23 protein-coding genes, 1 tRNA gene and 1 other RNA gene are annotated in these 25,439 nt (G+C 71.9%); 18 read left to right on the plus strand and 7 right to left on the minus strand.

Translation table 11 applies throughout. The features are described 5' to 3' along the window. Window positions 1-2 precede the first annotated feature (2 nt). Window positions 3-1,235: a saccharopine dehydrogenase family protein gene (locus C4K88_RS14525; protein ID WP_104122353.1), complete on the plus strand. Its 1,233-nt coding sequence runs from the start codon at window positions 3-5 to the stop codon at window positions 1,233-1,235. A 91-nt stretch (window positions 1,236-1,326) separates the two neighbouring features. Here C4K88_RS14525 and C4K88_RS14530 read toward each other — a convergent pair whose 3' ends face one another. Further along, complete coding sequence (locus C4K88_RS14530; protein WP_104122354.1) at window positions 1,327-1,929, minus strand: YdeI/OmpD-associated family protein; 603 nt, start codon at window positions 1,927-1,929, stop codon at window positions 1,327-1,329. A 91-nt stretch (window positions 1,930-2,020) separates the two neighbouring features. On the opposite strand from C4K88_RS14530, the gene C4K88_RS14535 reads away from it, so the two are divergent. The 10 genes from C4K88_RS14535 to C4K88_RS14580 all read left to right on the plus strand — a co-directional run bounded on the left by C4K88_RS14535 (window position 2,021) and on the right by C4K88_RS14580 (window position 10,537). After that, the gene (locus C4K88_RS14535) at window positions 2,021-2,764 is read left to right on the plus strand and encodes a VOC family protein (protein WP_104122355.1); all 744 of its coding nucleotides are present in this window, start codon (window positions 2,021-2,023) and stop codon (window positions 2,762-2,764) included. Window positions 2,765-2,861: 97 nt separating this feature from the next. After that, window positions 2,862-3,401, plus strand: coding sequence for an NUDIX hydrolase family protein (locus C4K88_RS14540; RefSeq protein ID WP_104122356.1), 540 nt, complete (start codon window positions 2,862-2,864; stop codon window positions 3,399-3,401). Between the two features lie 104 nt (window positions 3,402-3,505). After that, on the plus strand, window positions 3,506-4,375 hold the full coding sequence (locus tag C4K88_RS14545) for a DUF6707 family protein (RefSeq protein WP_146065705.1): 870 nt from the start codon (window positions 3,506-3,508) through the stop codon (window positions 4,373-4,375). Between the two features lie 39 nt (window positions 4,376-4,414). Next, complete coding sequence (gene tgt / locus C4K88_RS14550; protein WP_104122357.1) at window positions 4,415-5,677, plus strand: tRNA guanosine(34) transglycosylase Tgt; 1,263 nt, start codon at window positions 4,415-4,417, stop codon at window positions 5,675-5,677. Window positions 5,678-5,843: 166 nt separating this feature from the next. Continuing rightward, complete coding sequence (locus C4K88_RS14555; RefSeq protein WP_104122358.1) at window positions 5,844-6,782, plus strand: hypothetical protein; 939 nt, start codon at window positions 5,844-5,846, stop codon at window positions 6,780-6,782. Window positions 6,783-7,024: 242 nt separating this feature from the next. Next, window positions 7,025-7,690, plus strand: a complete 666-nt coding sequence (locus C4K88_RS14560) for a TetR/AcrR family transcriptional regulator (protein WP_104122359.1) — start codon at window positions 7,025-7,027, stop codon at window positions 7,688-7,690. Beyond that, a complete protein-coding gene (locus tag C4K88_RS14565; protein ID WP_104122360.1) occupies window positions 7,687-8,127 on the plus strand; it encodes a hypothetical protein in 441 nt (146 codons plus the stop codon). The genes C4K88_RS14560 and C4K88_RS14565 overlap by 4 nt, the downstream gene beginning before the upstream one ends. Beyond that, on the plus strand, window positions 8,124-9,119 hold the full coding sequence (locus C4K88_RS14570; protein WP_104122361.1) for a TIGR01777 family oxidoreductase: 996 nt from the start codon (window positions 8,124-8,126) through the stop codon (window positions 9,117-9,119). Before C4K88_RS14565 ends, C4K88_RS14570 begins: the two co-directional genes overlap by 4 nt. 4 nt (window positions 9,120-9,123) lie before the next feature. Beyond that, window positions 9,124-9,951 carry a hydroxymethylpyrimidine/phosphomethylpyrimidine kinase gene (locus tag C4K88_RS14575; protein WP_104122362.1) on the plus strand — a complete coding sequence of 276 codons (828 nt, stop codon included), beginning with the start codon at window positions 9,124-9,126 and terminating at the stop codon, window positions 9,949-9,951. 10 nt (window positions 9,952-9,961) lie between these two features. Then, the gene (locus C4K88_RS14580; RefSeq protein ID WP_241521985.1) at window positions 9,962-10,537 is read left to right on the plus strand and encodes a DUF6328 family protein; all 576 of its coding nucleotides are present in this window, start codon (window positions 9,962-9,964) and stop codon (window positions 10,535-10,537) included. Window positions 10,538-10,687: 150 nt separating this feature from the next. On the opposite strand, the gene C4K88_RS14585 is transcribed toward C4K88_RS14580, so the two are convergent. Beyond that, on the minus strand, window positions 10,688-12,172 hold the full coding sequence (locus C4K88_RS14585) for a helix-turn-helix domain-containing protein (protein ID WP_104122363.1): 1,485 nt from the start codon (window positions 12,170-12,172) through the stop codon (window positions 10,688-10,690). A 123-nt stretch (window positions 12,173-12,295) separates the two neighbouring features. On the opposite strand from C4K88_RS14585, the gene aceA reads away from it, so the two are divergent. Both aceA and aceB read left to right on the plus strand, forming a co-directional pair. After that, a complete protein-coding gene (gene aceA / locus C4K88_RS14590; protein WP_104122364.1) occupies window positions 12,296-13,630 on the plus strand; it encodes an isocitrate lyase in 1,335 nt (444 codons plus the stop codon). A 130-nt stretch (window positions 13,631-13,760) separates the two neighbouring features. Next, window positions 13,761-15,389: a malate synthase A gene (aceB, locus tag C4K88_RS14595; protein WP_104122365.1), complete on the plus strand. Its 1,629-nt coding sequence runs from the start codon at window positions 13,761-13,763 to the stop codon at window positions 15,387-15,389. Between the two features lie 53 nt (window positions 15,390-15,442). Here the strand turns inward: aceB and C4K88_RS14600 are convergent, their stop codons facing one another. The 3 genes from C4K88_RS14600 to C4K88_RS14610 all read right to left on the minus strand — a co-directional run bounded on the left by C4K88_RS14600 (window position 15,443) and on the right by C4K88_RS14610 (window position 17,417). After that, window positions 15,443-16,135, minus strand: coding sequence for a LytR C-terminal domain-containing protein (locus C4K88_RS14600; protein WP_104122366.1), 693 nt, complete (start codon window positions 16,133-16,135; stop codon window positions 15,443-15,445). Next, the gene (locus tag C4K88_RS14605; RefSeq protein WP_104122367.1) at window positions 16,128-16,427 is read right to left on the minus strand and encodes a type II toxin-antitoxin system VapB family antitoxin; all 300 of its coding nucleotides are present in this window, start codon (window positions 16,425-16,427) and stop codon (window positions 16,128-16,130) included. The genes C4K88_RS14600 and C4K88_RS14605 overlap by 8 nt, the downstream gene beginning before the upstream one ends. Window positions 16,428-16,499: 72 nt before the next feature. Continuing rightward, entirely contained in the window at window positions 16,500-17,417 is a 918-nt protein-coding gene (locus tag C4K88_RS14610) for a ribokinase (protein ID WP_104122368.1), read from the minus strand. Between the two features lie 90 nt (window positions 17,418-17,507). On the opposite strand from C4K88_RS14610, the gene C4K88_RS14615 reads away from it, so the two are divergent. Further along, on the plus strand, window positions 17,508-18,428 hold the full coding sequence (locus tag C4K88_RS14615; protein ID WP_241521986.1) for a Cof-type HAD-IIB family hydrolase: 921 nt from the start codon (window positions 17,508-17,510) through the stop codon (window positions 18,426-18,428). Between the two features lie 55 nt (window positions 18,429-18,483). On the opposite strand, the gene C4K88_RS14620 is transcribed toward C4K88_RS14615, so the two are convergent. Next, window positions 18,484-18,987, minus strand: coding sequence for a glutathione peroxidase (locus tag C4K88_RS14620; protein WP_104122369.1), 504 nt, complete (start codon window positions 18,985-18,987; stop codon window positions 18,484-18,486). Window positions 18,988-19,138: 151 nt separating this feature from the next. On the opposite strand from C4K88_RS14620, the gene C4K88_RS14625 reads away from it, so the two are divergent. Then, window positions 19,139-20,056 carry an oxygenase MpaB family protein gene (locus tag C4K88_RS14625; protein ID WP_104122370.1) on the plus strand — a complete coding sequence of 306 codons (918 nt, stop codon included), beginning with the start codon at window positions 19,139-19,141 and terminating at the stop codon, window positions 20,054-20,056. Between the two features lie 44 nt (window positions 20,057-20,100). On the opposite strand, the gene C4K88_RS14630 is transcribed toward C4K88_RS14625, so the two are convergent. Then, window positions 20,101-20,188, minus strand: a tRNA-Ser gene (locus tag C4K88_RS14630). A 147-nt stretch (window positions 20,189-20,335) separates the two neighbouring features. On the opposite strand from C4K88_RS14630, the gene ffs reads away from it, so the two are divergent. The 3 genes from ffs to C4K88_RS14645 all read left to right on the plus strand — a co-directional run bounded on the left by ffs (window position 20,336) and on the right by C4K88_RS14645 (window position 25,375). After that, an RNA gene (gene ffs, locus C4K88_RS14635) (signal recognition particle sRNA small type) lies at window positions 20,336-20,431 on the plus strand. Window positions 20,432-20,459: 28 nt separating this feature from the next. After that, window positions 20,460-21,419 (plus strand): tRNA glutamyl-Q(34) synthetase GluQRS, encoded by a 960-nt coding sequence (gene gluQRS / locus C4K88_RS14640; RefSeq protein ID WP_104122371.1) that lies wholly within the window; start codon window positions 20,460-20,462, stop codon window positions 21,417-21,419. Further along, a complete protein-coding gene (locus tag C4K88_RS14645) occupies window positions 21,416-25,375 on the plus strand; it encodes a DNA polymerase III subunit gamma and tau (protein ID WP_104122372.1) in 3,960 nt (1,319 codons plus the stop codon). Before gluQRS ends, C4K88_RS14645 begins: the two co-directional genes overlap by 4 nt. Window positions 25,376-25,439: the final 64 nt, after the last annotated feature.

Here is a 25,439-nt window from a genome sequence, read left to right on the forward strand (position 1 = left end):
GCATGGAGACTTCACCCCGCGACCACGACCTCGTCATCTTCGGAACCACCGGCTTCGTCGGCGAACTGATCGCCGCCTATCTCGCGACGCACGCCCCGGCCGGCCTGCGGGTCGGGCTCGCGGGCCGGTCGAGGACCAGACTCGAGGCGGTCCGGTCACGGCTGCCCGCTGCGGCCCACGCCTGGCCCCTCATCGAGGCCGACTCGCAGGACCCGGGCTCGATCACCGCCCTGGCGGCAAGCACCCGGGTGCTCTTCAGCACCGTCGGCCCCTACGTGAAGTACGGCTTGCCCGTCGTCGAGGCCTGCGCGCGGGCGGGCACCCACTACGGTGACCTCACGGGCGAGGTGATCTTCGTCCGCGAGGCGATCGAGCGCTGCGACGCCCTCGCGCGGGCGAGCGGCGCCCGGATCGTCCACTCGTGCGGCTACGACTCCGTCCCGTCCGATCTGGCGGTCCTGCTGCTCCATCAGGCCGCGGAGGCCGATGGCGCCGGTGACCTCACCGAGGTCCAGCTCGTCGCGACGGCCAAGGGCGGCATCAGCGGAGGCACGCTCGAGTCGATGCGGGGGCAGCTCGAGTCGATGCGGTCGACCCCCGCCCTGCGGTCCCTCGTCGCCGATCCCTACTCCCTCAGCCCGGACCGCGCCCAGGAGCCGGACACGAAGCAGCCGGCGGACGTGGCGTCCGTGCGCCGCTCGGAGAACGGACTGTGGACCGCGCCCTTCATCATGGCGGCGGCCAACACGCGGATCGTGCGCCGCAGCAACGCCCTGCAGGGCTGGGCCTACGGCCGCTCCCTGCGCTATGGGGAGGTGATGGGCATCGCGCGCGGGCCGGTGGGGGCTGTGCTGGCCGCGGCGACGACGCTCGGACTCGGGGCGTTCGCCGGCGCGATGGCGTTCCGGCCGACCCGGCGCCTCCTCGACCGCGTGCTGCCGGCGCCGGGAACGGGCCCGAGCGAGGCCACGCGAAACAACGGCTGGTTCCGCTCCCAGGTGACCGCCCGCACCGAGAACGGGCACCGGTACCGGGCGCTCGCTGCAGGCCCCGGCGACCCGGGCTACGCCGCCACGGCCGTCATGGCCGGGGAGACGGCGCTGGCCCTGGCACTGGACGGCGACCGGCTCCCGCCCGTGAGCGGATCACTGACACCGGCGACGGCGCTCGGCGACGTCCTCGTGGAACGGCTCCGCGCCGCGGGGCACACCTACGAGGTGACCCGGCTGTCCTGACCCTGCTGTCCTGACCCGGTTGTCCTGACCCGGCTGTCCTGACCCGGTTGTCCTGACCCGGCTGTCCTGACCCGGTTGTCCTGGCCGGGCGTCAGCCGTTCGTCGTCGGACCCTTCCCCTGAGGGTAGAACGTCTCGCCGCGTGCCAGCATGGCGACGAACTTCGTGATGTTGCGCTCCTTCGCCGCGTCCGTCTTCAGCTGCGACAGCCGGAAGATCATGGCGTAGCGGTTCTGCGAGGACAGGGTGCGGAAGGTGGCGAGCGCGGCGTCGTCGGCCTCGATCGCGGCCGTCAGCTCGACCGGCATCTCGGCGGTCGCCGGTCCCGCGTAGGCGCGCTCCCACCGGCCGTCGGCCTGCGCCGCGGCCACCGCACGCTCCCCCGCCTCCCGCATGCGTCCATCCGCGCGGAGCCGCTCGATGTGCCCCTGGTTGCGCACGGACCAGATGCTCCTCGGGCCGCGCGGCGTGAAGCGCTGGAGATAGCTGGAGTCGTCCCGGGACTTCGCCTGGCCGTCGATCCACCCGAAGCACAGCGCCTCGTCGAGGGCCTGCGCGTAGGTGAGCGCCGTCGTCGTCCCTCCCCTCTTGTGCTCGATCAGCCAGACGCCGGGCGAGGAGGCGTGGTTCTCCTCCAGCCAGGCACGCCAGGCGGGGGCGTCGGGCAGGAGGAGTTCGGGCAGTTCGGCTTTCATGCGCCCACCCTAGGACGCTTCCGGTCGGCGCGGAACCGTGCGGGCTGGCATGCTGGACGGGCCCGGCCTCCCCGATCTCCCAGGAGAACTGATGCTCCGCGTCCGTCCCGTCGTCTCGACCCCGGATCTTCCCGGTGCTGCCCGGTTCCTGCAGGCGCTGGGCCTCACCCCGGTGCAGGATCCCCCGCCGACCGGCTCCGAGGCCGGCATGGACGCGGAGAACGAGGCCGTGTTCGACGCCGGGAGCGGCCGCGTGGCCCTGCACTCCTGCGCGCCGGGCAGTGCCGAGGACGGCAGGGTGAGCCTCGCGTTCGACGTCTCCGACGTGCGGGAGTTCGCCCGCCGGACCGCGGAGGCGGGCACTCGGTCGAGGGTCGAGCCCGCCGAGGACGGCCACGGCCCGACGGCCCACATCAGCGCACCGGATGGGCTGTCCTTCCCCGCCGACGTCGGACCGCGCGAGACGGGCGCGCCGCCGTCGCCCCTCACGGTCCTCGCCCTGTGGTCTACGCCCGGCGTCGTACCGGCCGTGACGGTGCTGAACGACATCGGAGCGAAGCCCCGGACCGCCGCCGAGGCCGGTGCCCCGCACAGCTTCCGGGCGAAGAACGGGGGTCTCGTGGCCGTCCGTGCGGGCGCCCGCCCCGCGATCGGACTGGCATTCGAGTACGCCGGCGACGTGCGGGACCTCCTCCCCGGGGTGACCGGCGGCGGCTTCGGGGCTGTCGTGGTCGACGGGGAGCACGGGCGATCGCTGCGCGTCCCCGCCCCGTGGGGCGCCGAGGTCCGGGTCGACGAGCGGGCTCGGGACGCCGTCGGCTCCACCGCCCTGTGACGGTGCATGTCCGCGCGGATTCAGCCACGGGCCGAAGAACCCCGTGCCACCGGCCCCGGCGGAGCCACTGCGGGAGAACTTGCGATAGAACTAGGGTATGAACGTTCGCACCCCTGACCCCAACCCGGGCTGGCTCTCCGAAGATGATCTGTACGAGGCCCGCCGACGCCTGCCGATGGTGTACGTGGAGGCGATCCCCGTGCGGTGCGATTCCCTCGGGTACGTCAACGAGGTGGGGCTGCTGCTGCAGGCCAGCGAGCAGGGCGAGATGGTGCGCACCTTCGTCTCCGGCCGCGTCATGTACCGGGAGACCATCCGGGCCGCGCTGCTGCGCCACCTCGAGAAGGATCTGGGACCGCTGGCCCTGCCCCAGCTGCCGCCGTCGCCCGTCCCCTTCACGATCGCCGAGTACTTCCCCTCCCCCTCGGAGACGGGACTGACCGACGACCGCCAGCATGCAGTCGCCCTCGCGTACCTGATCCCCGTCACGGGCGAGTGCAACCCGCGGCAGGACGCGCTGGAGCTGTCCTGGCTGACGCCGTCCGAGGCGCTGAGCCCCTCGATCCAGGCCGAGTTCTCGGGTGGACGCGCGGACCTGTTGCGCCAGGCGCTGGCCCACGCCGGCTGGGGGCGCTGACCCGACGGCACCCGCCCTGCTCCGCGTTTACCGTATCGTCGTATGGGCGCACCGGGGCGACGGGAACATCCAGGGGGCTAGAGGCAGAGGTTGGCACGACGGACATGATGGTGAACAGGGTGGACAGGACAGGGCTGCGCGCGGTCCCGGCGGAGATGCTGGCGGCCGGTGACGTGCTGGCCCTGCCCGGTGGAGACGCGGCGGCCGCGGTCACGGCGGTCGACGTCGAGAACGACGACTTCGGGGTGCCCGCGCTCGTCGTGGCGACCGTGGACGAGGATCGCCGCATCACGATCGCCACGGGCTCGATGGTCTACGTGGAGCCGGCGGACGCCGAGATCGGGGTCTCCGCCGTCGCCGCCGACCACGGATCCCCCGAGGCGCTCGTCGCTCAGGTGGCCCAGGCCCACCCCGACAGCACGGACATCCAGGGCGTCGCCGGGCGCCTGGCCCGCGGCATCAACCTCAAGGCCGGCAGCAACCTCCAGGACCTGCACCAGCTCGCGCTCGCCCTGTTCGTCGACGAGGGCGATGCCGCGGCGGCCCTGAGCATCGCCGATCTCCTCGCGGAGCTGCCGTTCGACGGCAACTTCGGCCGCTGGAAGTGGATCGAGGGCGGCCTCGCGATCGCCGCCTACCTCACCCGGCACGACGAGGAGCGCTCCCTCCGGTACTCGGCCGCGATCCGCGCGGCTGACGACGCCGAGACGGATCCGCTGCGCGCCAAGACCAGTGCCATGTACCGGCAACGGCAGCTCAACGAACCCAACGTGTACGACCCCGAGATCCTCCGTGCCTCCACGTCCGGGCGGATCGACGTCGAACGCGACTGGCGCGTGCTCCGCATCGGCGTCCTGCTGTACCTGCGGGCCCACGGCGGCTCGGAGACCCTGAGCAGGGACGTGCTGGAGCGCCGCATCGCCGCGGAACTGGCGGCCGTCGCAGCCCTCAACGCGCAGCTCGCCGACCGGTAGCGGTCCGGCCCACCGCCGTCGGGCTGGCAAAATGGGACGGTGCACCCACAGTCCCAGCAGTCCTCGTTCGCCTTCTCCGTCCACACCCGCATCGAGGACACGACGCCGGGGGCCGGGAGCGGCGGGCCCCGGCACGGGCGGACCGGGACGATCACCACACCGCACGGGGAGATCCGGACCCCGGCGTTCATCCCCGTGGGCACCAAGGCGACCGTGAAGTCCGTGCTGCCGGGGGCGATGGCCGAGCTCGGCGCACAGGCGCTGCTCGCGAACGCGTACCACCTGTATCTGCAGCCGGGGGCGGACATCCTCGACGAGGCCGGCGGGCTTGGCGCGTTCATGAACTGGCCCGGCCCCACGTTCACGGATTCCGGCGGTTTCCAGGTGATGAGCCTCGGCTCGGGCTTCAAGAAGGTCATCTCGATGGACGTCCCCGTGGGCGCCGAGGCGGCAGGGGCTGACGACCGCATCGCCGTCGGCAAGGAGCGCCTCGCGCACATCGACGACGACGGCGTCTGGTTCAAGAGCCACCTCAACGGCGACCGCCACCGCTTCACGCCCGAGATCTCCATGCAGGTGCAGCACCAGCTCGGCGCGGACATCATGTTCGCGTTCGACGAGCTCACCACCCTCATGAACTCGCGCGGCTACCAGGAGGAGTCCCTCGAACGGACCCGGCTGTGGGCCGAGCGGTGCATCGCCGAGCACCGGCGGCTCACCGTCGAGCGCAGCCACCGCCCGTACCAGGCCCTGTTCGGGGTCATCCAGGGCGCCCAGTACGAGGATCTCCGCCGGAAGGCGTCCGCGGACCTCGGGGTCATGGACTTCGACGGCTTCGGGATCGGGGGCGCCCTGGAGAAGGAGAACCTCGGGACGATCCTCGGCTGGTGCAGCGACGAACTGCCCGAGAACAAGCCCCGGCACCTGCTCGGGATCTCGGAACCGGACGACCTCTTCACGGCGATCGAGAACGGTGCCGACACATTCGACTGCGTCTCCCCCACACGGGTGGCCCGCAACTCCGCGTTCTACACGCCGGACGGCCGGTGGAACCTCTCGAATGCGCGCTTCCGGCGGGACTTCACGCCGCTGGTCGAGGGCTGCGACTGCTACACCTGCACCCATTACACGCGGGCCTACATCCACCATTTGTTCAAGGCCAAGGAGATGGTTTCGGCGACGCTGATCTCCATCCACAACGAGCGCTTCGTGGTGCGCATGGTCGACGACGCCCGGGCGGCCCTCGACGACGGCACGTTCTACGACCTGAAGGCCGAGGTGCTGGGTCGGTACTATGCCTGACCCTGTGGGCGTTCTTCTGCGGGGCCGCCGCGGCGGGTGCCCCGACCCGGGGTAACGCCCTCACGGGTCTGGGCCGATGCCACGGGTCTGCCGCCGTCGAGCACACCTTGTGCACATCCGGGCCTCCGGCCCACCGTGCCGTCCTCGTTCCTGGGACCGTTGGCGCATGACCGCACGGCTGAGCCCGACGAAGACCCTCTGGCGCTACCGAGAACTCCTGGACGAGGGGCTGTCCCGTCAGCACGTCCACCACCTCGTGGGCAGTGGCGAACTCCGGCGGCTGCGGAAGAACTGCTACGTGCCGGAGGCGCAATGGTCGGGCCTCTCGACCGTCGAGCGCCTCGTACTCCAGGCGCAGGCGCACCAGCACAGCCTGGTTGGACGGGACACCGTCGGGCATGTCTACAGCCACGAGACGGCGGCCGTCCTCCACGGCCTGGACCTGTGGCGGCCGGGGAACGACGTGCACGTCACCCAGCCCACCCGCACCTCCAACGCGAGCCATGGCGCGGACGTGCGGAACCACAGCGCGCACCTGGCAGCCGACGACGTCGTCCTCCTCCAGGGCCTGCCCGTCACCTCGCTCCTGCGAACCGCGATCGACTGCGCGCGCACGCTCCCCTTCGACAAGGCCCTGATCGTGGCCGACCAGTGCATGGCGCGTGGCGTCACACGCGGAGCGGCGCTGACCGCCGTCGACCTGCTCGGGCCCGCGGCGGGAGTGGGCAGGGCGAGCGCCGTCCTGACTGCCGCCGATCCCCTGGCGGAGTCCCCCGGAGAGACCCTGACCCGCAGCCGCCTCCTCCGCTTCGGGCTTCCCCGGGCGGTGTCTCAGGTGGAGGTGTCCACGCGTCTCGGGTGCTACCGGCTGGACTTCGCCTGGCCGGACCTGCTCGTCGGGCTCGAGTTCGACGGCAGAGTGAAGTACCTCGGCACCGAGGCCACCGACGAGGTGCTCTACGAGGAACGCCGTCGGGAGCGGGCCCTCGTGGAGGAGGGGTGGACGATCCTCCGCATCGAGTGGAGCGATCTCTTCCGGGAGGCGGAGCTCGAGGCCCGGCTGCGAGCAACGCTCCGCCGCGTGGCTTCACGCCTCGCCGCGTAGCACCAGCACCCGTCGCCGACTCACCGGCGGACCGGCAGACGACCACCAGTCCGGGGTCCGGCAGTCCGGCGGTCGGGCGGTCCAAGGGGCGATTCCGCACACCTGAACCCGGGGCATAGGCTCCGTTCCGGGGAGACGCTTCCACGGGTCCGGGCACCCGCCGCGGCGGCCCCGCGCCGGGGTATTGAACGTGTTCAAATGTGGGCTACACTCCGAATTGAACACGTTCGAAAAGGAGACCGATGCCCACGCCGACGGCCAAGAGCGAAGCCACCCGGGAGCTGCTGGTCTCCACCGCGCTCCGGTTGTTCCGCAAGCACGGCTACGAGAAGACGACCATGCGGGCCATCGCCACGGCCGCGGACGTGTCCACCGGCAGCGCCTACTACTACTTCGCCTCGAAGGACGACCTCGTCCACGAGCTGTACCGCACCCTCCAGGACGAGCACCGCGCGCTGGCCCTCCCCCGCCTGCGGGAAGGCCAGAACCTCGGCGAACTCCTGCGCATCGTCCTGAACACGGGGGTCGACGTGATGGGGCCGTACCACGACTTCGGCTCGAACTTCGTCGGTATCGCCATCAGACCGTCCGCGACGACGAGCCCGTTCGGCAGCGAATCCGCCGTCGCCAGGGCCCGCGCCATCGCACTCTTCCGGCAGGCCGTGGCGATGTCCCGTCCGCAACCACCCCTGGCCATCCGCGACGACCTCCCCGAACTCCTCTGGTACGCCTACATGGGCATCACCCTCTTCTGGGTCTACGACTCCTCGCCCGACCAGATCCGGACCCGCCGGCTCATCGACCAGGCCGCACCGCTCATCTCGAAGCTCGTGATCCTCTCCCGGCTCCCCGTGGTGCGGAAGATCGCCGAGGACATCGTGCAGCTGATCCGGGGGACCCGGCAGTGACGGGCGACCCGACCATGACGTCCGACGACGACGCCGGGCGGCCCACACCGGACCCCCGCCGCCGGGTGACGTTCGGGGTCGGCGCCGTCGCCGTCGGGTTCCTCGTGGGACTCGCGACCCTCGCCCTGGCCTTCGCTCTCTCCTGGGGACCCGCCGCCCCCGGCGTCTTCCTGCTGGCACTCGCGTACGGCGTCGGCGTCGGCACGATCACCGGACTGCCCCTCGGCGTCGGGCTCGGGCTCCTGCTGCGGCCCGTGGCGAACCAGTGGGTGCACGTCGGCGTCTTCTTCGCCGCGTTCACCCTGGTCTCCTTCGCCGTCATCACCCTGCTGTCCCCCTCCCGGGTGCTCCTCGAGAGCCTCCCCATCGCCCTCATCATCGGAGGCGCAGGCGCCCTCGCCCGCGCCAGCGTCTGGAAGCTGGTCCGCGTGCAATGAAGCGTGCAACGAACCCGGCGGCGAACCCTGCAGCGGTGCCCGCAGCGAACCCTGCGTCGACCATCAGGACGGTCGCCATCGCCGGAGCCTCGGGCTTCATCGGGGCGCACCTCGTCGGGCGGTTCCGCGCCCTGGGAGCGGAGGTCCGGACGATCGGCCGTTCGGGGCCGGTGCGCTGGGGAGACACGGAAGCCATCGCGGGCGCGCTCGACGGCGTCGACCTCCTCGTCAACCTGGCCGGACGCAGCGTGAACTGCCGGTACAACAGGCGGAATGCGGATGCGATCTTCTCCTCCCGCGTCGACACCACGGAGGAACTCGGTCGGGCCCTCGCCCTGTGTCGCCGGAACGGCGGCACCCCGCCGCCCGTCTGGATCAACTCCAGCACCGGCACCATCTACCGCCATGCGACGGACCGGCCCCAGACGGAGCACGACGGCGACCTCGGCACCGGCTTCTCGGTGTCGGTCGCACGGGCCTGGGAGCAGGCCTTGGCCGACGCCGACGCACCCGGCACCCGGAAGGTGGCACTGCGCCTGTCCATCGTGCTCGGGCCCGGGAGCGTGATGACGCCACTGACCGTGCTGGCGAGAACAGGGCTCGGCGGCCCGATGGGTCCGGGGACGCAGAAGTTCAGCTGGATCCACCTCGACGACGTCTTCCGTGCCGTCGTGTTCATCGCCAACACGCCGTCGCTGAGCGGACCCGTGAATGCGGCAGCGCCCGACGTCGTCACCAACGCCGCCCTCATGACCGCCGTCCGCTCCCGCCTCGGTGTCCCGGCCGGGCTCCCCACCCCCGCGTGGCTCCTCGAACTGGGTGGCAGGATCATCCGCACGGAGGCCGAACTGGTCCTGAAGAGCCGGTGGGTGGCCCCGCGCAAGCTCGTCGATGCCGGGTTCATCTTCGACCACCCGACGCTGGGGCCGGCTCTCGACGACATCCTCGGCCCGGATCGGGTGGCCTCCGTGGAGCCGAGTCGGGCAGACTAGGACGATGTCCGATACCCAGCCCTCCGCAGCCCCCGCCGTCACCCTCACCATCGCAGGGTCCGAGGCGACGGGCGGCGCCGGAGCCCAGGCCGACCTCAAGACGTTCCAGGAACTCGACGTCTACGGCATCGCAGCCCTCACCTGCATCGTGTCCTTCGACCCGGCGAACGAGTGGCAGCACCGCTTCGTCCCGGTGGACCAGCAGGTCATCGCCGACCAGCTCGAGGCCATCCAGTCCTGCTACCCGCTGCACACCGTCAAGCTGGGGATGCTCGGCACCCCGGCCACCATCGACACCGTGGCCGCCGCGCTGAAGAGCCAGGCGTGGGACAACGTGGTCCTCGATCCGGTGCTCATCTGCAAGGGTCAGGAGCCCGGCGCCGCCCTCGACACCGATCAGGCGCTCAAGGCCACCATCCTGCCGCTGGCCACCTTCGTCACCCCGAACCACTTCGAGGCGGAGTCCCTCTCCGGCATCAGCATCGAGTCGCTCGACGACCTCAAGGAGGCCGCCCGCATCATCCACCGCCAGAGCGGTGCCGTGGTCCTCGCCAAGGGCGGCGTACGCATCGAAGGCCCCGACGCCGTCGACGTCTACTTCGACGGCGAGACGCTCGAGGTCCTGTCCGCCCCGAAGGTGGGCGAGGTCGCGGTCAGCGGCGCCGGGTGCACGCTCGCGGCGGCGATCACCGCGGAACTCGCGAAGGGCGCGACGCCGCTGGACGCCGCCCGCACCGCCAAGGCCTTCGTGACCGAGGGCATCCGCAACCGCGTCCCCTCCAACGCCCCGTTCGACGCCGTCTGGCAGGGCGGCGCGGGGTCCACCCGGTAGCCGGCATGTGATGGACGCCGCCGCGGGACAGGACAGCACCGGAGCAGGGGACACCCCGGCTACGGGCGGCATCTCCCGCGGGTCGGGTTCGTCGAGGCGGCGTCCCGACCGCGACGACCGGCGCGGCGAGAGCGGGAACCAGCGCCTGGACCGCAACTGGCAGGACATGCTGCAGGAGCTGCGCGTCATGCAGGCCGGTGTCCAGATCCTGGCCGGGTTCCTGCTGATCCTGCCCTTCCAGTCCCGTTTCGAGGAGCTCGACGACCTCCAGATCACCGTCTACCTGTGCCTGGTAGGCCTGGCCTTCCTGATCCAGGCCCTGTTGCTGTCCACGATCACCCTGCACCGGGCCCTGTTCGGCCTGCACGTGAAGGGGACGCTGGTGCAGCACACCGCGGCGACCATCCCGATGGCCACAGCGCTCGTGGGGGTGGTCCTCATGGGCACGATGTGGTTGATCTTCGACCTCGTGCTGGGGCGCACCGCCAGCCTCGTCGTGGCAGGGGCGCTCCTGGTCCTGGAGGCGATCCTGTGGCTCGCCTACCCGCTGACCCTCCGCCGTCGGGCACTCAGGGAGCGCGGCTGACCCCCTCGCAGCGCGTGCGGGAAGCACCGCGAAGGCGCCGCCGGCCCGCCGTCGTGGTGCGACCAGGAAGCGCATCAGGGGACCGGAAGGCGCCGCCGGCCGGCCGTCGTCGTGCCCGGTGAAGCGCACCATGCGCCGAGAGGCGCCGCCTCAGCCCGAGTGCGTCGCGAGGAACGCGTACACCTCGGTCTCGTCGACGCCGGGGAAGGCCCCCGGCGGCATCGCCGCGAGCAGGTGCGAATGGGCACGCGCACTCGGCCAGGCCTGCCCGGCCCATTCCTGCGCGAGATCCGCCGGCGGCCGGCGGCAGCACGACTCGTCGGGGCAGAAGGACTTCTCGCGGATGTCCGTGTCCCGTCCGCGGAACCACTTCACGTGCGCGTACGGCACCCCGATGCTGAGCGAGAACTCACCGCTCGCCGCCCGCTCGGTGCGCGCCGTGCACCAGTACGTGCCGCTCGGGGTGTCCGTGTACTGGTTGTAGGCGCGGAACTTGTCCTGGACGTCGAACACCACGCGGGAGGTCCAGCGGCGGCACGAGGGCTGGCCCTCGATGGCGCCGGTGTGGTCCTGCGGGAAGGTCACGCCGTCGTTCTCGTAGGCCTTGTAGATGATCCCGCTCTTGTGCGTCTTCTGGAAGTGCGTGCGGATGTCGAGGTGCTCGGTGGCGAGGTTCGTGAAGCGGTGCGCGGCGGTCTCGTAGGACACCGCGAAGTTGTCGCGGATGTCCTCCACGGAGATCTCCTTCGCCGCCTTCGCCCGCTTGAGGAACTCGATGGTGGGGCGCTCGGGGAGCAGGAGGGCCGCCGCGAAGTAGTTGGTGGCGACCCGCTGGCGCAGGAATTCGCCGTAGTTCTCGGGCGTCCTGTGCTCCAGGACGTAGTGCCCGAGCGCCTGCAGCAGCACGGAGCGGGGGTCGTGGTCGGTCCGCTGCGACTGCGTGAGGTAGATGCGGCGGTTCTTGAGGTCCGTCACGGAGCGGGTGGAGTGTGGCAGGTCGCCCACATGGTGCAGGGAGAAACCCAGGTGCGCGGCGATGTCCGCGATCAGGTGCTGGGACACGGGTCCCGCGCCGTATCCGACGGCGTCGAGCACGCCCTGCGCCTGCGCCTCGATCTCCTGGAAGTAGTTGTTCCGCTCGCGCATCACGGCCCGCAGTTCGGCATTCGCCCGCCGGGCCTCCTCCGGCGTGGCCACCTGCTCGTTCAGCCGGCGCTCGAGTTCGCCCTGGAGTCCCACGAGGGATTCCAGCACCTCCAGCGGCAACCTCGACGAGATGCGGACCTTCGGCAGCCCCAGCGACTCGTAGAGGGGGCCGCGCTGCGCCCGCTCGAGCGCGATCTCCAGGGCGGCCCGGCGCGACGGCGGCTCGGCCCCGAGCAGCTCGTCGATCGTCACCCCGAGCGCCGCCGCGAGGCGCTGGAGCATGCCGAGCTTGGGCTCCCGCTTGCCGTTCTCGACGAGGGACAGCTGTGAGGCCACGGTCCCGACGGCGGCGCCCAGCTCGTCGAGTGTCAGCCCCTTGGCCTTGCGGAGATGGCGTACGCGCCGCCCCAGGCTGATGAGGTCCAGGGGCTGGCCCTCGACACTCGGCGGCGTGGCGGAGGAGGGCTGGGTCCACGCGGGAGTCGTCATTTCTTGACAGTAAGCGAAGAACTGCGTTTCTTGCCAGGGCTGGAGGGTAGGAACCTCGGCAGAAGTGGCGAATTGTTGATTCCACACCCGCCGGGCAGCCGGCCACCGACCAAGGAGACAGCAATGACGCAGGAACCCACACCCTCGACCCCCTCCACCGGACTGCAGGGCGCGGCTGCGGACGCGGCCCGCGCCCTGGACCTCGAGTGGTCGGCCGACCCGCGCTGGGAGGGCGTGCGGCGCGACTACTCGGCCGCCGACGTCGTCCGCCTGCGCGGCAGCGTGCAGGAGGAACACACGCTCGCCCGGCGCGGCGCCGAGAAGCTGTGGCGCCAGCTCACGGAGGAGGTCGGCACCGGCGGGTACACCAACGCCCTCGGCGCCCTCACCGGCAACCAGGCCGTGCAGCAGGTCAAGGCCGGGCTGCGCGCCATCTACCTCTCCGGCTGGCAGGTGGCCGCGGACGCCAACAACTCGGGCCACACCTATCCGGACCAGTCGCTGTACCCGGCGAACTCCGTGCCCACCGTCGTCCGCCGCATCAACAACGCGCTCCTCCGCGCCGACCAGATCGAGTGGGCGGAGGGCACCTCGACCGTCGAGGACTGGCTCGTGCCGATCGTCGCCGACGCCGAGGCCGGGTTCGGCGGGCCGCTCAACGCCTACGAGCTCATGAAGTCGATGATCCAGGCCGGCGCGGCCGGCATCCACTGGGAGGACCAGCTCGCGTCGGAGAAGAAGTGCGGGCACCTCGGCGGCAAGGTCCTGATCCCCACGCAGCAGCATGTGCGGACCCTGAACGCGGCACGGCTCGCGGCCGATGTCGCCGGGACGCCCTCGGTCATCGTCGCCCGCACGGACGCCGAGGCCGCCACGCTCATCACGTCCGACGTCGACGAGCGGGACCAGCCGTTCGTCACCGGCGAGCGCACCCCCGAGGGTTTCTACCACGTACGCAACGGCCTCGAGGCGTGCATCGCCCGCGGCAGGGCCTACGCACCGTACGCGGACCTGCTCTGGATGGAGACCGGCACCCCGGACCTCGACCTGGCGCGGCGCTTCGCCGAGGGGATCAAGGCGGAGTTCCCGGACCAGATGCTCGCCTACAACTGCTCGCCGTCGTTCAACTGGCGCAAGCACCTCGACGACGCCACGATCGCCCGGTTCCAGCGCGAGCTGGGCGCGATGGGGTTCACCTTCCAGTTCATCACCCTCGCGGGCTTCCACGCCCTCAACTACTCGATGTTCGACCTCGCCCACGGCTACGCCCGCAACGGGATGAGCGCCTACGTGGACCTGCAGGAGCGCGAGTTCGCCGCCGAGTCCCGCGGCTACACCGCCACGCGGCACCAGCGCGAGGTCGGCACCGGCTACTTCGACCAGGTGGCCACGGCCCTCAACCCCGGCGGCAGCACCCTCGCTCTCGCCGGGTCCACCGAGACGCAGCAGTTCCACTGACCCTCCCCGTCGGGAGGGCAGGAATGACCACGAAACCCGGGTCCGGGCGGTCACTTCTACCCTCTCGGCACCCCGAACCGGCACCCCTCTCGGCACCCCGAACCGGCACCCAGACCTCCAGGAGCACACCATGAACGACACCTACACCCTGAACGGCATCACCCTCACCGCGCCGCCCATCCAGCGCCAGGGCGAGATCCTGACCCGCGAGGCCCTGGACTTCGTCAAGGCGCTGCACCGGGCCACCCACAAGCGCCGCGAGGAGCTCCTCCACCACCGGTGCCGCCAACGCAAGGCCGTGGCGGCCGGCGCCGACCCGCGCTTCCTGCCCGAGACACGGCACATCCGCGAGGACGCGTCGTGGCGGGTGGCCCCGACGGCGCCGGGTCTCGAGGACCGCCGCGTGGAGATCACCGGCCCCGTGGACCGCAAGATGACCATCAACGCCCTCAACTCCGGCGCGAAGGTCTGGCTCGCCGACATGGAGGACTCCTCGACGCCGTCGTGGTCCAACGTGATCAACGGCCAGCTGAACCTCCGGGACGCCCTCGCCGGGCGCATCGGGTTCACGTCGCCCGAGGGCAAGGAGTACCGGGTCGAAGGCGCCGCGGACACGCTGCCGACGATCGTCGTCCGCCCCCGGGGCTGGCACCTGTCCGAGAAGCACGTCCTCATCCAGGACGTCGCCGTCGCCGGTGGCCTGTTCGACTTCGCCCTCTACTTCTTCCACAACGCCCGCACGCTGATCGACCAGGGACGCGGACCCTACTTCTACCTGCCGAAGATCGAGAACCACCTCGAGGCGCGCCTGTGGAACGACATCTTCGTCCAGGCCCAGCAGCTGCTCAACATCCCGCAGGGCACCATTCGCGCCACCGTGCTGATCGAGACCATCACGGCGGCGTTCGAGATGGAGGAGATCCTGTACGAACTGCGGGACCACGCGGCGGGGCTGAACGCCGGCCGGTGGGACTACATCTTCTCCGTGATCAAGAACTTCCGCACCCGCGGCCCGCGCTTCGTCCTGCCGGACCGCAACGCCGTGACCATGACGGCGCCGTTCATGCGCGCCTACACCGAGCAGCTCGTCCGCGCCTGCCACCGCCGCGGCGCCCACGCGATCGGCGGCATGGCCGCGTTCATCCCGAACCGCCGCGACGAGCAGGCCAACGCCCTCGCCCTCGAGAAGGTGCGGGCGGACAAGACCCGGGAGGCCGGCGACGGCTTCGACGGATCGTGGGTGGCGCACCCCGACCTCGTGCCCGTGGCCATGGAGGTCTTCGACGCGGCACTCGGTGACCGCCCGAACCAGCTCCACCGCCTGCGCGAGGACGTCCGTCCGGACGACGCCGCGCTGCTGGACATCGCCGCCACGCCGGGCATCATCACCGAGCGCGGTGTCCGCGAGAACCTCGAGGTCGGGGTCCGGTACATCGAGTCCTGGCTGCGGGGTAACGGCGCCGCGGCCATCAACAACCTGATGGAGGACGCCGCGACGGCCGAGATCTCGCGGTCGCAGATCTGGCAGTGGATCTACACGGGCGCCCTCACGGACGACGGCGAGGTGATCACCCGGGAGCGGGTGGCCGATCTGCTCGACGAGGAGTTCGATACCTTGGCACGGTTCGACGGCGACCGGTTCGACGAGGCCCGCGAAGTGTTCGAGGAGGTGGCCCTCGGCACCGAGTTCCCGGCCTTCCTGACCGTGACCGCGTATTCGAAGTACCTGCGGGACGAGCGGTCGCTCGCCGCCGTGTGACGCCGCCGACACCGACGCGGGGGACGACGCCGACGTCGTCCCCCGCGGTCGGCCTACGGGGCGGTGGGCGACGCCGCCGGAGCCGGCGTGCCGTCCTTCGGGGCGCAGGTCAGCCCGGCGGGCGTGATGTCCACCCGCTCCGGCGGGATGACGCCCGCGTAACCGGACCCGACGACGACGTCGACCGTCCGGTCCTTGCGTTCGTCGGTCACGTAGATCGTGTCGGGGATGGTGCGCTGCAGGGTGAACGCGTTGTCGCGCCCGGCCTCGCCCGAGACGATGATCGCCGTCATGCCGGTCCGGCCGACCGGCCGGTTGCCGACCTCGCGCACCGCGAAGGCCCGGCCGCGGAGCTGCGTCGCAGCGGTGGTGGCGAGGCCGTCCATGCTGGTGCTGTTGTACACGTTGACGTTGACGGAGCTCGGATCCTGGTAGTCGAACGGTCCGGCGGGGCACGTCGGGGTCGGTTCGGGGGCCGCCGTCTCGGGCGCCCCCATGCTGATGCTGATGTCGCCGCGCGTGATACCGACGGCGAAGTACACCGCGGCGGTCACGAGTCCGACGAGCAGGACGAGGACGACGCCGTGGAAGATCTTCCGCAGCGGTACCCGGCGGTGGCGATCGGCGTCGTCCTCGCCGAACACGGCGCCGAGGTCCGTCTCGGTGACGATCCGCTGGCCGTGCCACTCGGTCGGGTCCTGTTTGGCCTGCGCCCGCTGGTGGCGCGGCGAGCCGTGCTCACTCATCGAGGACGAGGACTCTCGCGTGCAGGATGGTCCGCTGGTGCAGCGCCGTCCGGACCGCGCGGTGCAAACCGTCCTCCAGGTACATCGTGTTGTTCCACCGCACCACGTGCGGGAAGAGGTCGCCGAAGAACGTCGAGTCCTCGGCGAGCAACGCTTCGAGGTCGAGCGTGGTCTTGGTGGTCACCAGTTCATCGAGCCGCACCTGCCGGGGAGCCACCTCCGCCCAGTCCTTGGGGGTCACGCATCCGTGGTCGGGGTACGGCCGCCCGTCACTCACTGCTTTGAAGATCACACCTCTAGGGTAGGTAATTGCTTCGACCAATGGAACGCGCGTCCGCCAGCCGGGCATCCCGCGGCTCGACGGTCACGCCCGGGGAGCGGCGGGGAGGGCGTCGGCGGGCGTCGGGTAGGAGGGCTGGGCCCCCGGGCGCCGGACCGCGTAGGAGCCGACCCGCACGGCGTACCGGACGGCGTCGTCCAGCGGCTCACCTGTTACGAGGCGCGCCGCGAGCGCCCCGACGAAGGCATCTCCGGCGCCGGTCGTATCGACCACGGCCACCTGCGGTGCGGGCACCCGGTGGAGGCCCCCGCCGTCGGCGACGAGGGCACCGGCCCCGCCGAGCGTCATCACCACCGACGCGAAGCCAAGGCCCAGAAGCCCCTCGACGACACCCGGGTGGTCCGCGGCCACCGGGTGTCCGAATCGCTCGAGGACCAGCGCCCCCTCGTGCTCGTTGACCACCAGGGGGTCCGCACGGAGGAGCGCGGCGCGGTCGAGGGCGATGACGGGTGCCAGGTTGACGATCACGCGTCCGGTGGCGAGGCGGACCGCCGCGGCCGTGGTGTCGGCGGGCAGTTCCCCCTGGACGACGACGACGCCGGCCGCGCGGATGGTGCCGGCAGAGGCCGCGACGAGGTCGGGGGTCATCCCGGCGTTGGCGCCGGGCAGCACCACGATGGTGTTCTCGCCGTCGCCGGCCACCTGGATCACCGCGAGCCCGGTCGCGCCATCGGTCCGCCGGACGGCCCGCAGGTCCACGCCCGCCGTCGTCAGGAGGGAGAGGGCGACGTCGGCGTACGCGTCGGCTCCCACGGCGCCGACCAGGGCGACCTCGGCGCCCAGCAGGGCCGCGGCGACGGCCTGGTTGGCGCCCTTGCCTCCGGGCAGCACCGTCATCGAGCGGCCGGCCACGGTCTCGCCCGGCCTCGGGTGCCGGTCGGCCGTGACCACGAGGTCCGCGTTGATGGACCCGACGACGACGATGCCCGACCCTGCGCTCATGCCGTGAGTCTTTCACGCCGGTCCGGTCCGGTGGTCCGCGGGACCAGTCCCGAATGTTGGGCGGGCGTCGTCCCGGAACATAATGGAGCCATGCCTACGGATGCCCCGATCGATCTGCTGCCCGCTGCCCCCGCCCCGCGCGCCCCCGACGGGCGACGGCCCGCCCGGGGGCTCCTGCTCGACGTCGACGGCCCGGTGGCCAGCCCCGTGACGCGGACGGTCCCCGCGGGGATCATCGCCGACCTGCTGACGCTCGCCACGGCGGGCTGGCCCGTGGTGTTCAACACGGGCCGCTCGGACGCGTTCATCCGCAAGCAGGTCATGGAGCCGATGCTCGCCGCGGGCCTGCCCGCCGGGATCACCTTCCATGCCGTCTGCGAGAAGGGCGCCACCTGGTTCTCGTTCACGGCCGACGGCGCCGGGGAGGTCTTCACCGACCGCGGGCTCGCGCTGCCCACGAGCTTCGCCGACGACGTCCGGGACCTCGTCGAGGAGAAGTACTCGCACCTCATGTTCTTCGACGAGACGAAGCTCGCCATGGTCTCGGTGGAGCAGTCCCTCGAGGCGGCGAACGCCGACTACCTGGAGGGCCAGCGCTCCTTCGACGAGGACGTCCTCGACATCATGCACAGCCATGACATGGGCGCCTGCCGGCTGGACCGGGAGGAGCCGGACAGCAACGGGGACATCGAGTACCGCGTGGACCCGACCATCATCTCCACGGACATCGAGTCCGTCCGGGTGGGCAAGGACCTCGGCGCCGAGCGCGCCCTCACGCTCGTCGCGCCGCTCATGGACCTCCCCCGCACGTGGCGGACGGTGGGCGATTCACGCACCGACTACGCCATGGCCGACTACCTGCACGAGCAGGGGTACGACCTCGCGCACGTGGACGTCCGGCCGGCCGACGGCGTCCCCGCGAAGCCCTACGAGGTCCTGACCGAGGGCTCACTCATCCACGAGGAGGCCGGCGCCGCCTTCCTCGCCCGCTGCGTCGCGTCCCTCGGCTAGGGCCCGTCGCCGTTCCGGGAGGGGACGTACCCGGCGGCGTCCCGCCACGCCCCGGTCAGGCGGCGTCCTGTGCCAGGGCATCCTCGATCGCGGCGATCACCTCGGGGGCATCCGGCTCGACCGTCGGGGCGAAGCGTGCGACGACCTCGCCGTCGCGGCTGACGAGGAACTTCTCGAAGTTCCATTTCACGAGGCCGGGCAGGAGCCCGGTCCTGAACGTCGTCAGCTGCCGGTAGAGGGGGTGCTGGTCCTTCCCGCGGACGTCGCCCTTGGCCATCAGCGGGAAGGTGACGCCGAAGGTCCTCGAGCAGAACGCGGCGATCTCGCCGTCGTTGCCGGGTTCCTGCCCCATGAACTGGTTGCAGGGCATGCCGAGCACCACGAGGCCCTCCTCCGCGTACCGGCCGTACAGGGCCTCGAGGCCCGCATACTGCGGGGTGAAGCCGCATTTCGAGGCGACGTTGACCACCAGGACGGGGTGGCCGCGGAACTCCCCGAAGGACTTCGTGCTGCCGTCGGTCATGGTGAGGTCGATCCCGTACAGGGCGGACGAAGGCATGGTGACTCCTCGGGGGTCGGTGGTGCTCGGTGTTCGTATCGTCGCACGAAGCGGATGGGCCTCCCTCAACGGAGCAAATCGGCCCGCGGGCACGTTGGAAGGAACGGCGGCCGGAGGCAGGCCGCACGACACCGACAGGACGGGTCACCGGATGGGAATCATCGACACGTGGAAGACGCAGCTCCGGACGACCTTCACGGACGGCGACCCGACCATCCCGCAGTGGCAGTTCGAGTTCGAGAAGGGCGACGACGTCGGGTACTTCCCCGTCGACTCGGCCGTCTGGACGGTGCACAGTTCCATCACGCCCACCGTGGCCGGCATCCGCGCCCTGCTGCTGCAGACCCTGCATCCGGGCGCCATGGCCGGCGTGCACGCCCACTCGAGCTTCCGCGAGGAGCCCCTCGGGCGGCTCGCCAACACCATCCGCTGGATCTTCACGGTGACGTACGGGTCCACGGTCGCGGCCCGGGAGGGGTCGGCGTTCGTCCAGCGTCTCCATACGCGGGTCCACGGGACGTACATCGACAGCCGCGGCGTTGAGCAGCCCTATTCGGCGGCGGATCCGGACCTGATCCGGTGGGTCCACCTCGCGTTCGCCGACGCCTTCGTGGCCGCGCACTCGGCGTACGGCGGGCCCATCCCGGGCGGCGTGGACCAGTACGTGGCGGAATGGGCGCAGGCCGGGGAGCTGATGGGCCTCGAGGACCCGCCGCGCTCCGCCGGCGAGCTCCGGGCGCAGCTCGCCGCGTTCGACGACGACCTCAGGAACAGCGAGCAGGTGCAGGAGGCGCTGACCTACATCCGCCGTCCTCCCCTGCCCCGCTCCCAACGCCTCGGCTACCGGATCCTGTTCGCAGGCGCGGTGGCCACGCTGGAGCCGCGCCATCGCGAGCTGCTCGGCCTGCGGGTGCCGTCCCTCGGACCGCTCCCGCTGCCGATCCGGCCGGCCGTGCGGCTGGTCCTCGGGATGATCCGGCTGGGGCTGGGACCGGAGGGCCCAGCGGAGACCGCCGCGAAGAACCGCATCCGCCGCGTGGCCGGCGCCGCGGACCCGTCGGCGGCCTGAACGCAGCAGGACCCCGGCCGGAGCCGGGGTCCTGCTGGTCGAACTGGCGGAGGATGGGGGATTTGAACCCCCGAGGGCGTGAACCCAACACGCGTTCCAGGCGTGCGCCATAGGCCGCTAGGCGAATCCTCCTCATTTGGAGCAGATACCAGAATACCCATACAACCGGTTCTCGCCGAATCGCCCCGATTCCGCAGGGCCACGCCGGCGCCGCGGCGGCCCTCCCGCAGGCCTGGCCCGCGGAGTCGAATGCCACCCGATCCACTGTGTAGACTATTTCCCGGCCCCTCATGTGGTGTCATCCTGTGAACTCCCCCAGGACCGGAAGGTAGCAAGGGTAAGCGGGCTCTGGCAGGTGCATGGGGGGTCTTCACTTTAAGCGCGGGCAGCGGGAGGTTCCACGGTGGCAGACACGGGCGCCGGCCGCTTCGCCCCCAGCCCCTCCGGCCAGCTGCACGTCGGCAACCTCCGCACGGCCGTCCTCGCGTGGCTCTTCGCCCGCTCCACCGGACGCAGGTTCCTGATCCGGGTGGAGGACCTGGACCGCGTCCGCGTCCGCGCCGGTGCCGAGGCGGAGCAGCTCGCCGAACTGACGGCACTGGGTCTCGCCTCCGACGAGCCGGTCCTGCGCCAGAGCGAGCACGTCCCCCGCTACACCGCGGCGCTGGAGCAGCTCATGGCCCGGGGCCTCGCCTACGAGTGCTTCTGCACGCGGCGCGACGTCGCCGAGGCGGCGAGCGCACCGCACGGCCGGCCCGGCTTCTACCCCGGCACGTGCCGGTCCCTCGGCGAGGACGAGCGGGCACGACGTCGGCTGGAGCGCCGCCCCGCGCTGCGGCTGCGCTCCGCCGTCGACAGCTGGACCGTCGAGGACCTGCTCGCCGGGCGTGTCACGGCGCCGGTCGACGATCTCGTCCTGCGGCGGAACGACGGCGTGATCGCCTACAACCTCGCCGTCGTCGTCGATGACGCGGCCCAGGGCATCGACCAGGTGGTGCGGGGCGAGGACCTCCTCGACTCGGCCCCCCGGCAGGCCTACCTCGCCTCCCTGCTCGGTCTCCCGTCGCCCACGTACGCGCATGTCCCCCTGGCGGTCACGGCCGGGGGCCGCCGCTTGGCAAAGCGCGACGGCGCTGTGACACTGGAGGACCTTGCCGGGCAGGGCTCGTCGGCGGCCGCGGTCCTGGACGAGATCCTGGCCTCGCTCGGTCTTCCCCGCGGGAGTCTGGACGCGGCCCTCGCGGTGTTCGATCCGGGGCGGCTGCCAAACCACCCGTGGGTGGTCGAGCCCGCTGTCCTGTTCTCCACCGCCGCCGGACCGGCATGCACACCGTCAGTACCAACCGATAAGGTTTCTCCGTGAGTACAGCCCTCTACCGCCGCTACCGCCCCGAGACCTTCGCGGACGTCATCGGCCAGGAGCATGTCACCGAACCCCTGATGGCGGCCATCGACAAGGACCGCATCAACCACGCCTATCTGTTCTCCGGGCCCCGCGGCTGCGGCAAGACCACCTCGGCGCGCATCCTCGCCCGCTGCCTCAACTGCGCACAGGGCCCCACCTCCACGCCGTGCGGCGTGTGCGACAGCTGCGTCGAACTCGCCCGGGGCGGTTCGGGCAGCCTGGACGTCATCGAGATCGACGCCGCGAGCCACGGCGGCGTCGACGACGCCCGCGACCTCCGCGAGCGCGCCACCTTCGCCCCCGTCCGCGACCGGTTCAAGATCTTCATCATCGACGAGGCCCACATGGTCACCTCGGCAGGCTTCAACGCCCTGCTGAAGATCGTGGAGGAGCCGCCGGAGCACATCCTCTTCATCTTCGCGACCACCGAGCCGGACAAGGTGATCGGCACCATCCGCTCGCGGACGCACCACTATCCCTTCCGGCTCGTCCCGCCGGAACCCCTCATGGCCTACCTCGAACTGCTGTGCCGGAAAGAGAACGTGCCGGTCGCCCCGGGCGTCCTCTCGCTCGTGGTCCGCGCCGGCGGCGGCTCCGTCCGTGACTCCCTGTCCGTGCTCGACCAGCTCATGGCCGGCGCGAGCGAGACGGGGCTCGACTACGAGCTCGCCGTCTCACTCCTCGGCTACACGCACGCGACCCTGCTCGACGACGTCGTCGACTCCGTGGCCGCCGGCGACGCCGCGACGGTGTTCAACGCCGTGGACCGCGTGATCCAGACCGGTCACGACCCCCGGCGGTTCGTGGAGGACCTGCTGGAGCGGTTCCGCGACCTGATCGTCATCAACGCGGTCCCCGAAGGTGCCGCGTCGATCCTGCGCGGCGTGCCCGACGACCAGCTGAACCGCATGCGCACGCAGGCCACCCAGCTCGGCGCCGGCGAACTGTCCCGCGCCGCCGACGTCACCAACGCCGCCCTGAACGAGATGACCGGCGCCACGTCGCCGCGGCTGCATCTCGAACTGCTGTGCGCACGCCTGCTGCTCCCGGCGGCGGATGCCTCGGTGCGCGGCACGCTCGCCCGGGTGGACCGCATCGAGCGCCGCCTCGAATACGCCGCGGGGACGCCAGCTGCCGACGGCGTCGAACCCGACGCCGCACCGGTCGCCGCAGCCGAACCATCGAAGCCTCCGCGTCCGCGGCTCGACGGCGTCCCCCGGACCGCGGAGGAGGCCGCGGCCCGCTGGTCGCTGCCGGTGGCCGATCCGGCCGGGCCCGCCGTACCCGCAGCCGCCGCCGCACAGTCCCCCGCCGTCCCTGCCGCAGCCAGGCAGCCGGGCACGCCTGCGGCGGATTCCTCACCCGACTGGGGCGGCAACTGGGGCGTCTCCACTCCGTCCGCGTTCGCGGCCCCGGAGCCCGAGGCGCAGGCGGCAGCGCCGCGTCCCGCGGCGGGAGCTCCGGGTACGACGCCGGGCGCCCCCGCAGTCACTCCCGGAGGTGTGGGCGCCCCGGGCGAGTCGGGCACGTCAGGTGCGCCGGCCACCGCTGCTCCTGGCGCCCGGGACACTGCCGACGCAGCGGGTGCGCCGGACGCAGCGGGCTCTCCGTCCGCACCGGATGCGGCACGCACTCCGGTCACCGGGACCACCGACCGCGATCGGGACGCTGCAGGGTCCGCCTCGACGGCCCCGATGCTGGGCGCCCCGAGGCCCGACGCCTCCACGCCGGACACCTCGGCGAGCGACGGAGTCCGCGACGAGCGCCCGGCTGCTGGGGAGCGCGGGCCCGACGGGCCGGTCGCGATGCCGGAAACGGGCCGGTCGGATCAGGCCGCCGTCGTCGACGACGGAGCGCGTCGCCGGAGTGGCCGGGCTCCACAGTCGCAGGGCCACGAGGGCAGCCAGGGGCAGCGGACCGACGGCGCTCCCGGGCAGCACCTCACCGGCGAACCGGGCCGGCAGCCGGACGCGGGACAGGAGCAGCACCCGGCGCAGGCTTCGGGCGGTCCGGCACAGCCGCAGCAGGAAGCCCGGCGACCCGAAGCCGGCCGGCAGCAGCAGCCCGCTGCGTCCGGCGGCAACGTCGAGATGATCCGGCGCGCCTGGCCCGAGATCATGGACGAGGTCGCCCAGATCAAGCGCGCCACCTGGCTCATCGTGAACGTCTCGGCCAAGCCGCGGTCGTTCGAGGGCAACCAGCTGGTCCTCGCCTTCGTGAACCAGGGCAACGCGATCGGGTTCCAGCGTGGGCCCCACATGGACAACCTGAAGCAGGCGATCCACAAGGTCCTCGGCCTCACCTGCTCCATCGAAGCGGTCCACGACGCCGGCGGGGCGGGTGAGTCGGGCCCAAAAGTACCGGCCCGCACGGCGGGCCCGGGTAGCAGCCCGGGCCCTGCTTCATCGGCGCCGGGTCGCGCGAGCGATCCGTCGGCCCCTCGGGAGGATGGTCGACCGGCCGCCGGGGCAAGTGCTCCCGCGCCGTCCTCGCCCGCCAGCCCCGGGGCGCATGGCACCGGGGCCGCTGCTCCGGCGCCCTCCTCGCTCACGGGCTCGGGGATGCGTGACGCCGGAGCGGCGGAGACCTCGACGCCGTCGGCCGACGATCCTCCCCCCGGTCCGGCGTCGGTCGCAGGCCGTGCCGGTCACGCGAACCAGCAGACTGCATCCGCAGCTCGGCCGGCCGCCGGCGACGCACCCACCTCGGACCGCACGGACACCGAGGAGGTAACCGCCGCACCGACCGCAGAGTCACCGCAACCGGTCACGAGCGACACCCCAGGTCATAACGGCGCAGATACCGCGGGTACCCCGGATACCGTCCGCCCGGCACCAGCCGCCGTCCCGCCGACGCTGCAGGCCGGGCAGCCCTCCGGCATCCGCCCGGCAGCGACTGAGGAGCACGAGCGCGCGGGCACGACCGCGCCCCCTGCCGCACCAGCAGCACGCGACACCCGCGGCGACGCACCCGTGCCGAACCGCGCCGAGGCTCCAGCACCCAACGCCGGCGCCTCCCGTGACACGCGCCCGGCCGGGCGCCCTGCATCGGGCGTGGCGTCCGGAGCGGCGTCTGCCCCGGGACAACCCGGCACGGAGAGCGTCAGCGCCTGGGACCCGTCCATGTCGGATGACTCCTGGGCCCTCGTCGAACCGCCCGAGGAAGCCTTCGACCCGGGTCCGGGCTGGGGCTCCGTCCCGGAAGATCCCTTCGCCCGTCGCGCTACAGGACCCCGTGGGACCGCGGAAGCGGCCCCGGCACCCGACACGACGGACGGCCGCGGCCCGGACCCCCGGAGCCCGAAGCGTGCCCCTGCACCCCAGGGCCCTTCCGTATCCGGCTCGCGCGCTGCACCGGAGGGAGCGGCGACGAGCCCGGCCCCCGCGCCGGCGGCGTCCCGCTCCGTCATCTGGAGCCCGCCGGACACGGCACCCCCGACCACCGCCGCCGGGGACAGGACGCACACCCCTGCTCCCGGCACGGACGGCACCGATGCGGGGACAGCGCCTCAGCCGCCCTTCGCCCACACCACGTCGCCCGCCCAGCCCAGGACCGCCGTCGTCCCCAGGTTCGCAGCGCCAGCCCCCGGGGCAGGCGATGCCCCCACGCGGTCGGCACCCGGCGCAACGCCTCCCACCACCGCGCCCGGTGGCGGTGCCAGTCAGGACCGCCCCGCAACCGGCGATGTCCTGCGGAAGCCGGTCAGCCGGTACCAGCAACTGCTCGACGAAGCCGAACGGAAGCGCGCCGAAGAGGCGGCAGCGGCGCGGGGCGTCGCCGATCTCCGCTTCGTGGAGGACGAGCCCAGCGCGGACGACGAGACCATCGAGGAATCGGGGCTCGTTGGGCGGACCGCGATCGAGCGCATCCTCAACGGACGCCTCGTCGAGGAACGCAGCATCGACGGCCAGTAGCGGGTGCCCGCTGCGGATCGCCCACGCTCAGGGCGTAACGCCGCACCCGCTCTCCGGGGGCTTC

Origin of the sequence: Arthrobacter pityocampae (assembly GCF_002927275.1) — a bacterium.
Classification (GTDB): Bacteria; Actinomycetota; Actinomycetes; order Actinomycetales; family Micrococcaceae; genus Arthrobacter_D; species Arthrobacter_D pityocampae.

Bases quoted from the DNA above. Each gene is read 5' to 3' on its own strand.
- C4K88_RS14525 (WP_104122353.1), top strand. From the start codon at position 3: ATGGAGACTTCACCCCGCGACCACGACCTCGTCATCTTCGGAACCACC.
- C4K88_RS14530 (WP_104122354.1), bottom strand. From the start codon at position 1,929: ATGAAAGCCGAACTGCCCGAACTCCTCCTGCCCGACGCCCCCGCCTGG.
- C4K88_RS14535 (WP_104122355.1), top strand. From the start codon at position 2,021: ATGCTCCGCGTCCGTCCCGTCGTCTCGACCCCGGATCTTCCCGGTGCT.
- C4K88_RS14540 (WP_104122356.1), top strand. From the start codon at position 2,862: ATGAACGTTCGCACCCCTGACCCCAACCCGGGCTGGCTCTCCGAAGAT.
- C4K88_RS14545 (WP_146065705.1), top strand. From the start codon at position 3,506: ATGATGGTGAACAGGGTGGACAGGACAGGGCTGCGCGCGGTCCCGGCG.
- C4K88_RS14555 (WP_104122358.1), top strand. From the start codon at position 5,844: ATGACCGCACGGCTGAGCCCGACGAAGACCCTCTGGCGCTACCGAGAA.
- C4K88_RS14560 (WP_104122359.1), top strand. From the start codon at position 7,025: ATGCCCACGCCGACGGCCAAGAGCGAAGCCACCCGGGAGCTGCTGGTC.
- C4K88_RS14570 (WP_104122361.1), top strand. From the start codon at position 8,124: ATGAAGCGTGCAACGAACCCGGCGGCGAACCCTGCAGCGGTGCCCGCA.
- C4K88_RS14575 (WP_104122362.1), top strand. From the start codon at position 9,124: ATGTCCGATACCCAGCCCTCCGCAGCCCCCGCCGTCACCCTCACCATC.
- C4K88_RS14580 (WP_241521985.1), top strand. From the start codon at position 9,962: ATGGACGCCGCCGCGGGACAGGACAGCACCGGAGCAGGGGACACCCCG.
- C4K88_RS14585 (WP_104122363.1), bottom strand. From the start codon at position 12,172: ATGACGACTCCCGCGTGGACCCAGCCCTCCTCCGCCACGCCGCCGAGT.
- aceA (WP_104122364.1), top strand. From the start codon at position 12,296: ATGACGCAGGAACCCACACCCTCGACCCCCTCCACCGGACTGCAGGGC.
- aceB (WP_104122365.1), top strand. From the start codon at position 13,761: ATGAACGACACCTACACCCTGAACGGCATCACCCTCACCGCGCCGCCC.
- C4K88_RS14600 (WP_104122366.1), bottom strand. From the start codon at position 16,135: ATGAGTGAGCACGGCTCGCCGCGCCACCAGCGGGCGCAGGCCAAACAG.
- C4K88_RS14610 (WP_104122368.1), bottom strand. From the start codon at position 17,417: ATGAGCGCAGGGTCGGGCATCGTCGTCGTCGGGTCCATCAACGCGGAC.
- C4K88_RS14615 (WP_241521986.1), top strand. From the start codon at position 17,508: ATGCCTACGGATGCCCCGATCGATCTGCTGCCCGCTGCCCCCGCCCCG.
- C4K88_RS14620 (WP_104122369.1), bottom strand. From the start codon at position 18,987: ATGCCTTCGTCCGCCCTGTACGGGATCGACCTCACCATGACCGACGGC.
- C4K88_RS14625 (WP_104122370.1), top strand. From the start codon at position 19,139: ATGGGAATCATCGACACGTGGAAGACGCAGCTCCGGACGACCTTCACG.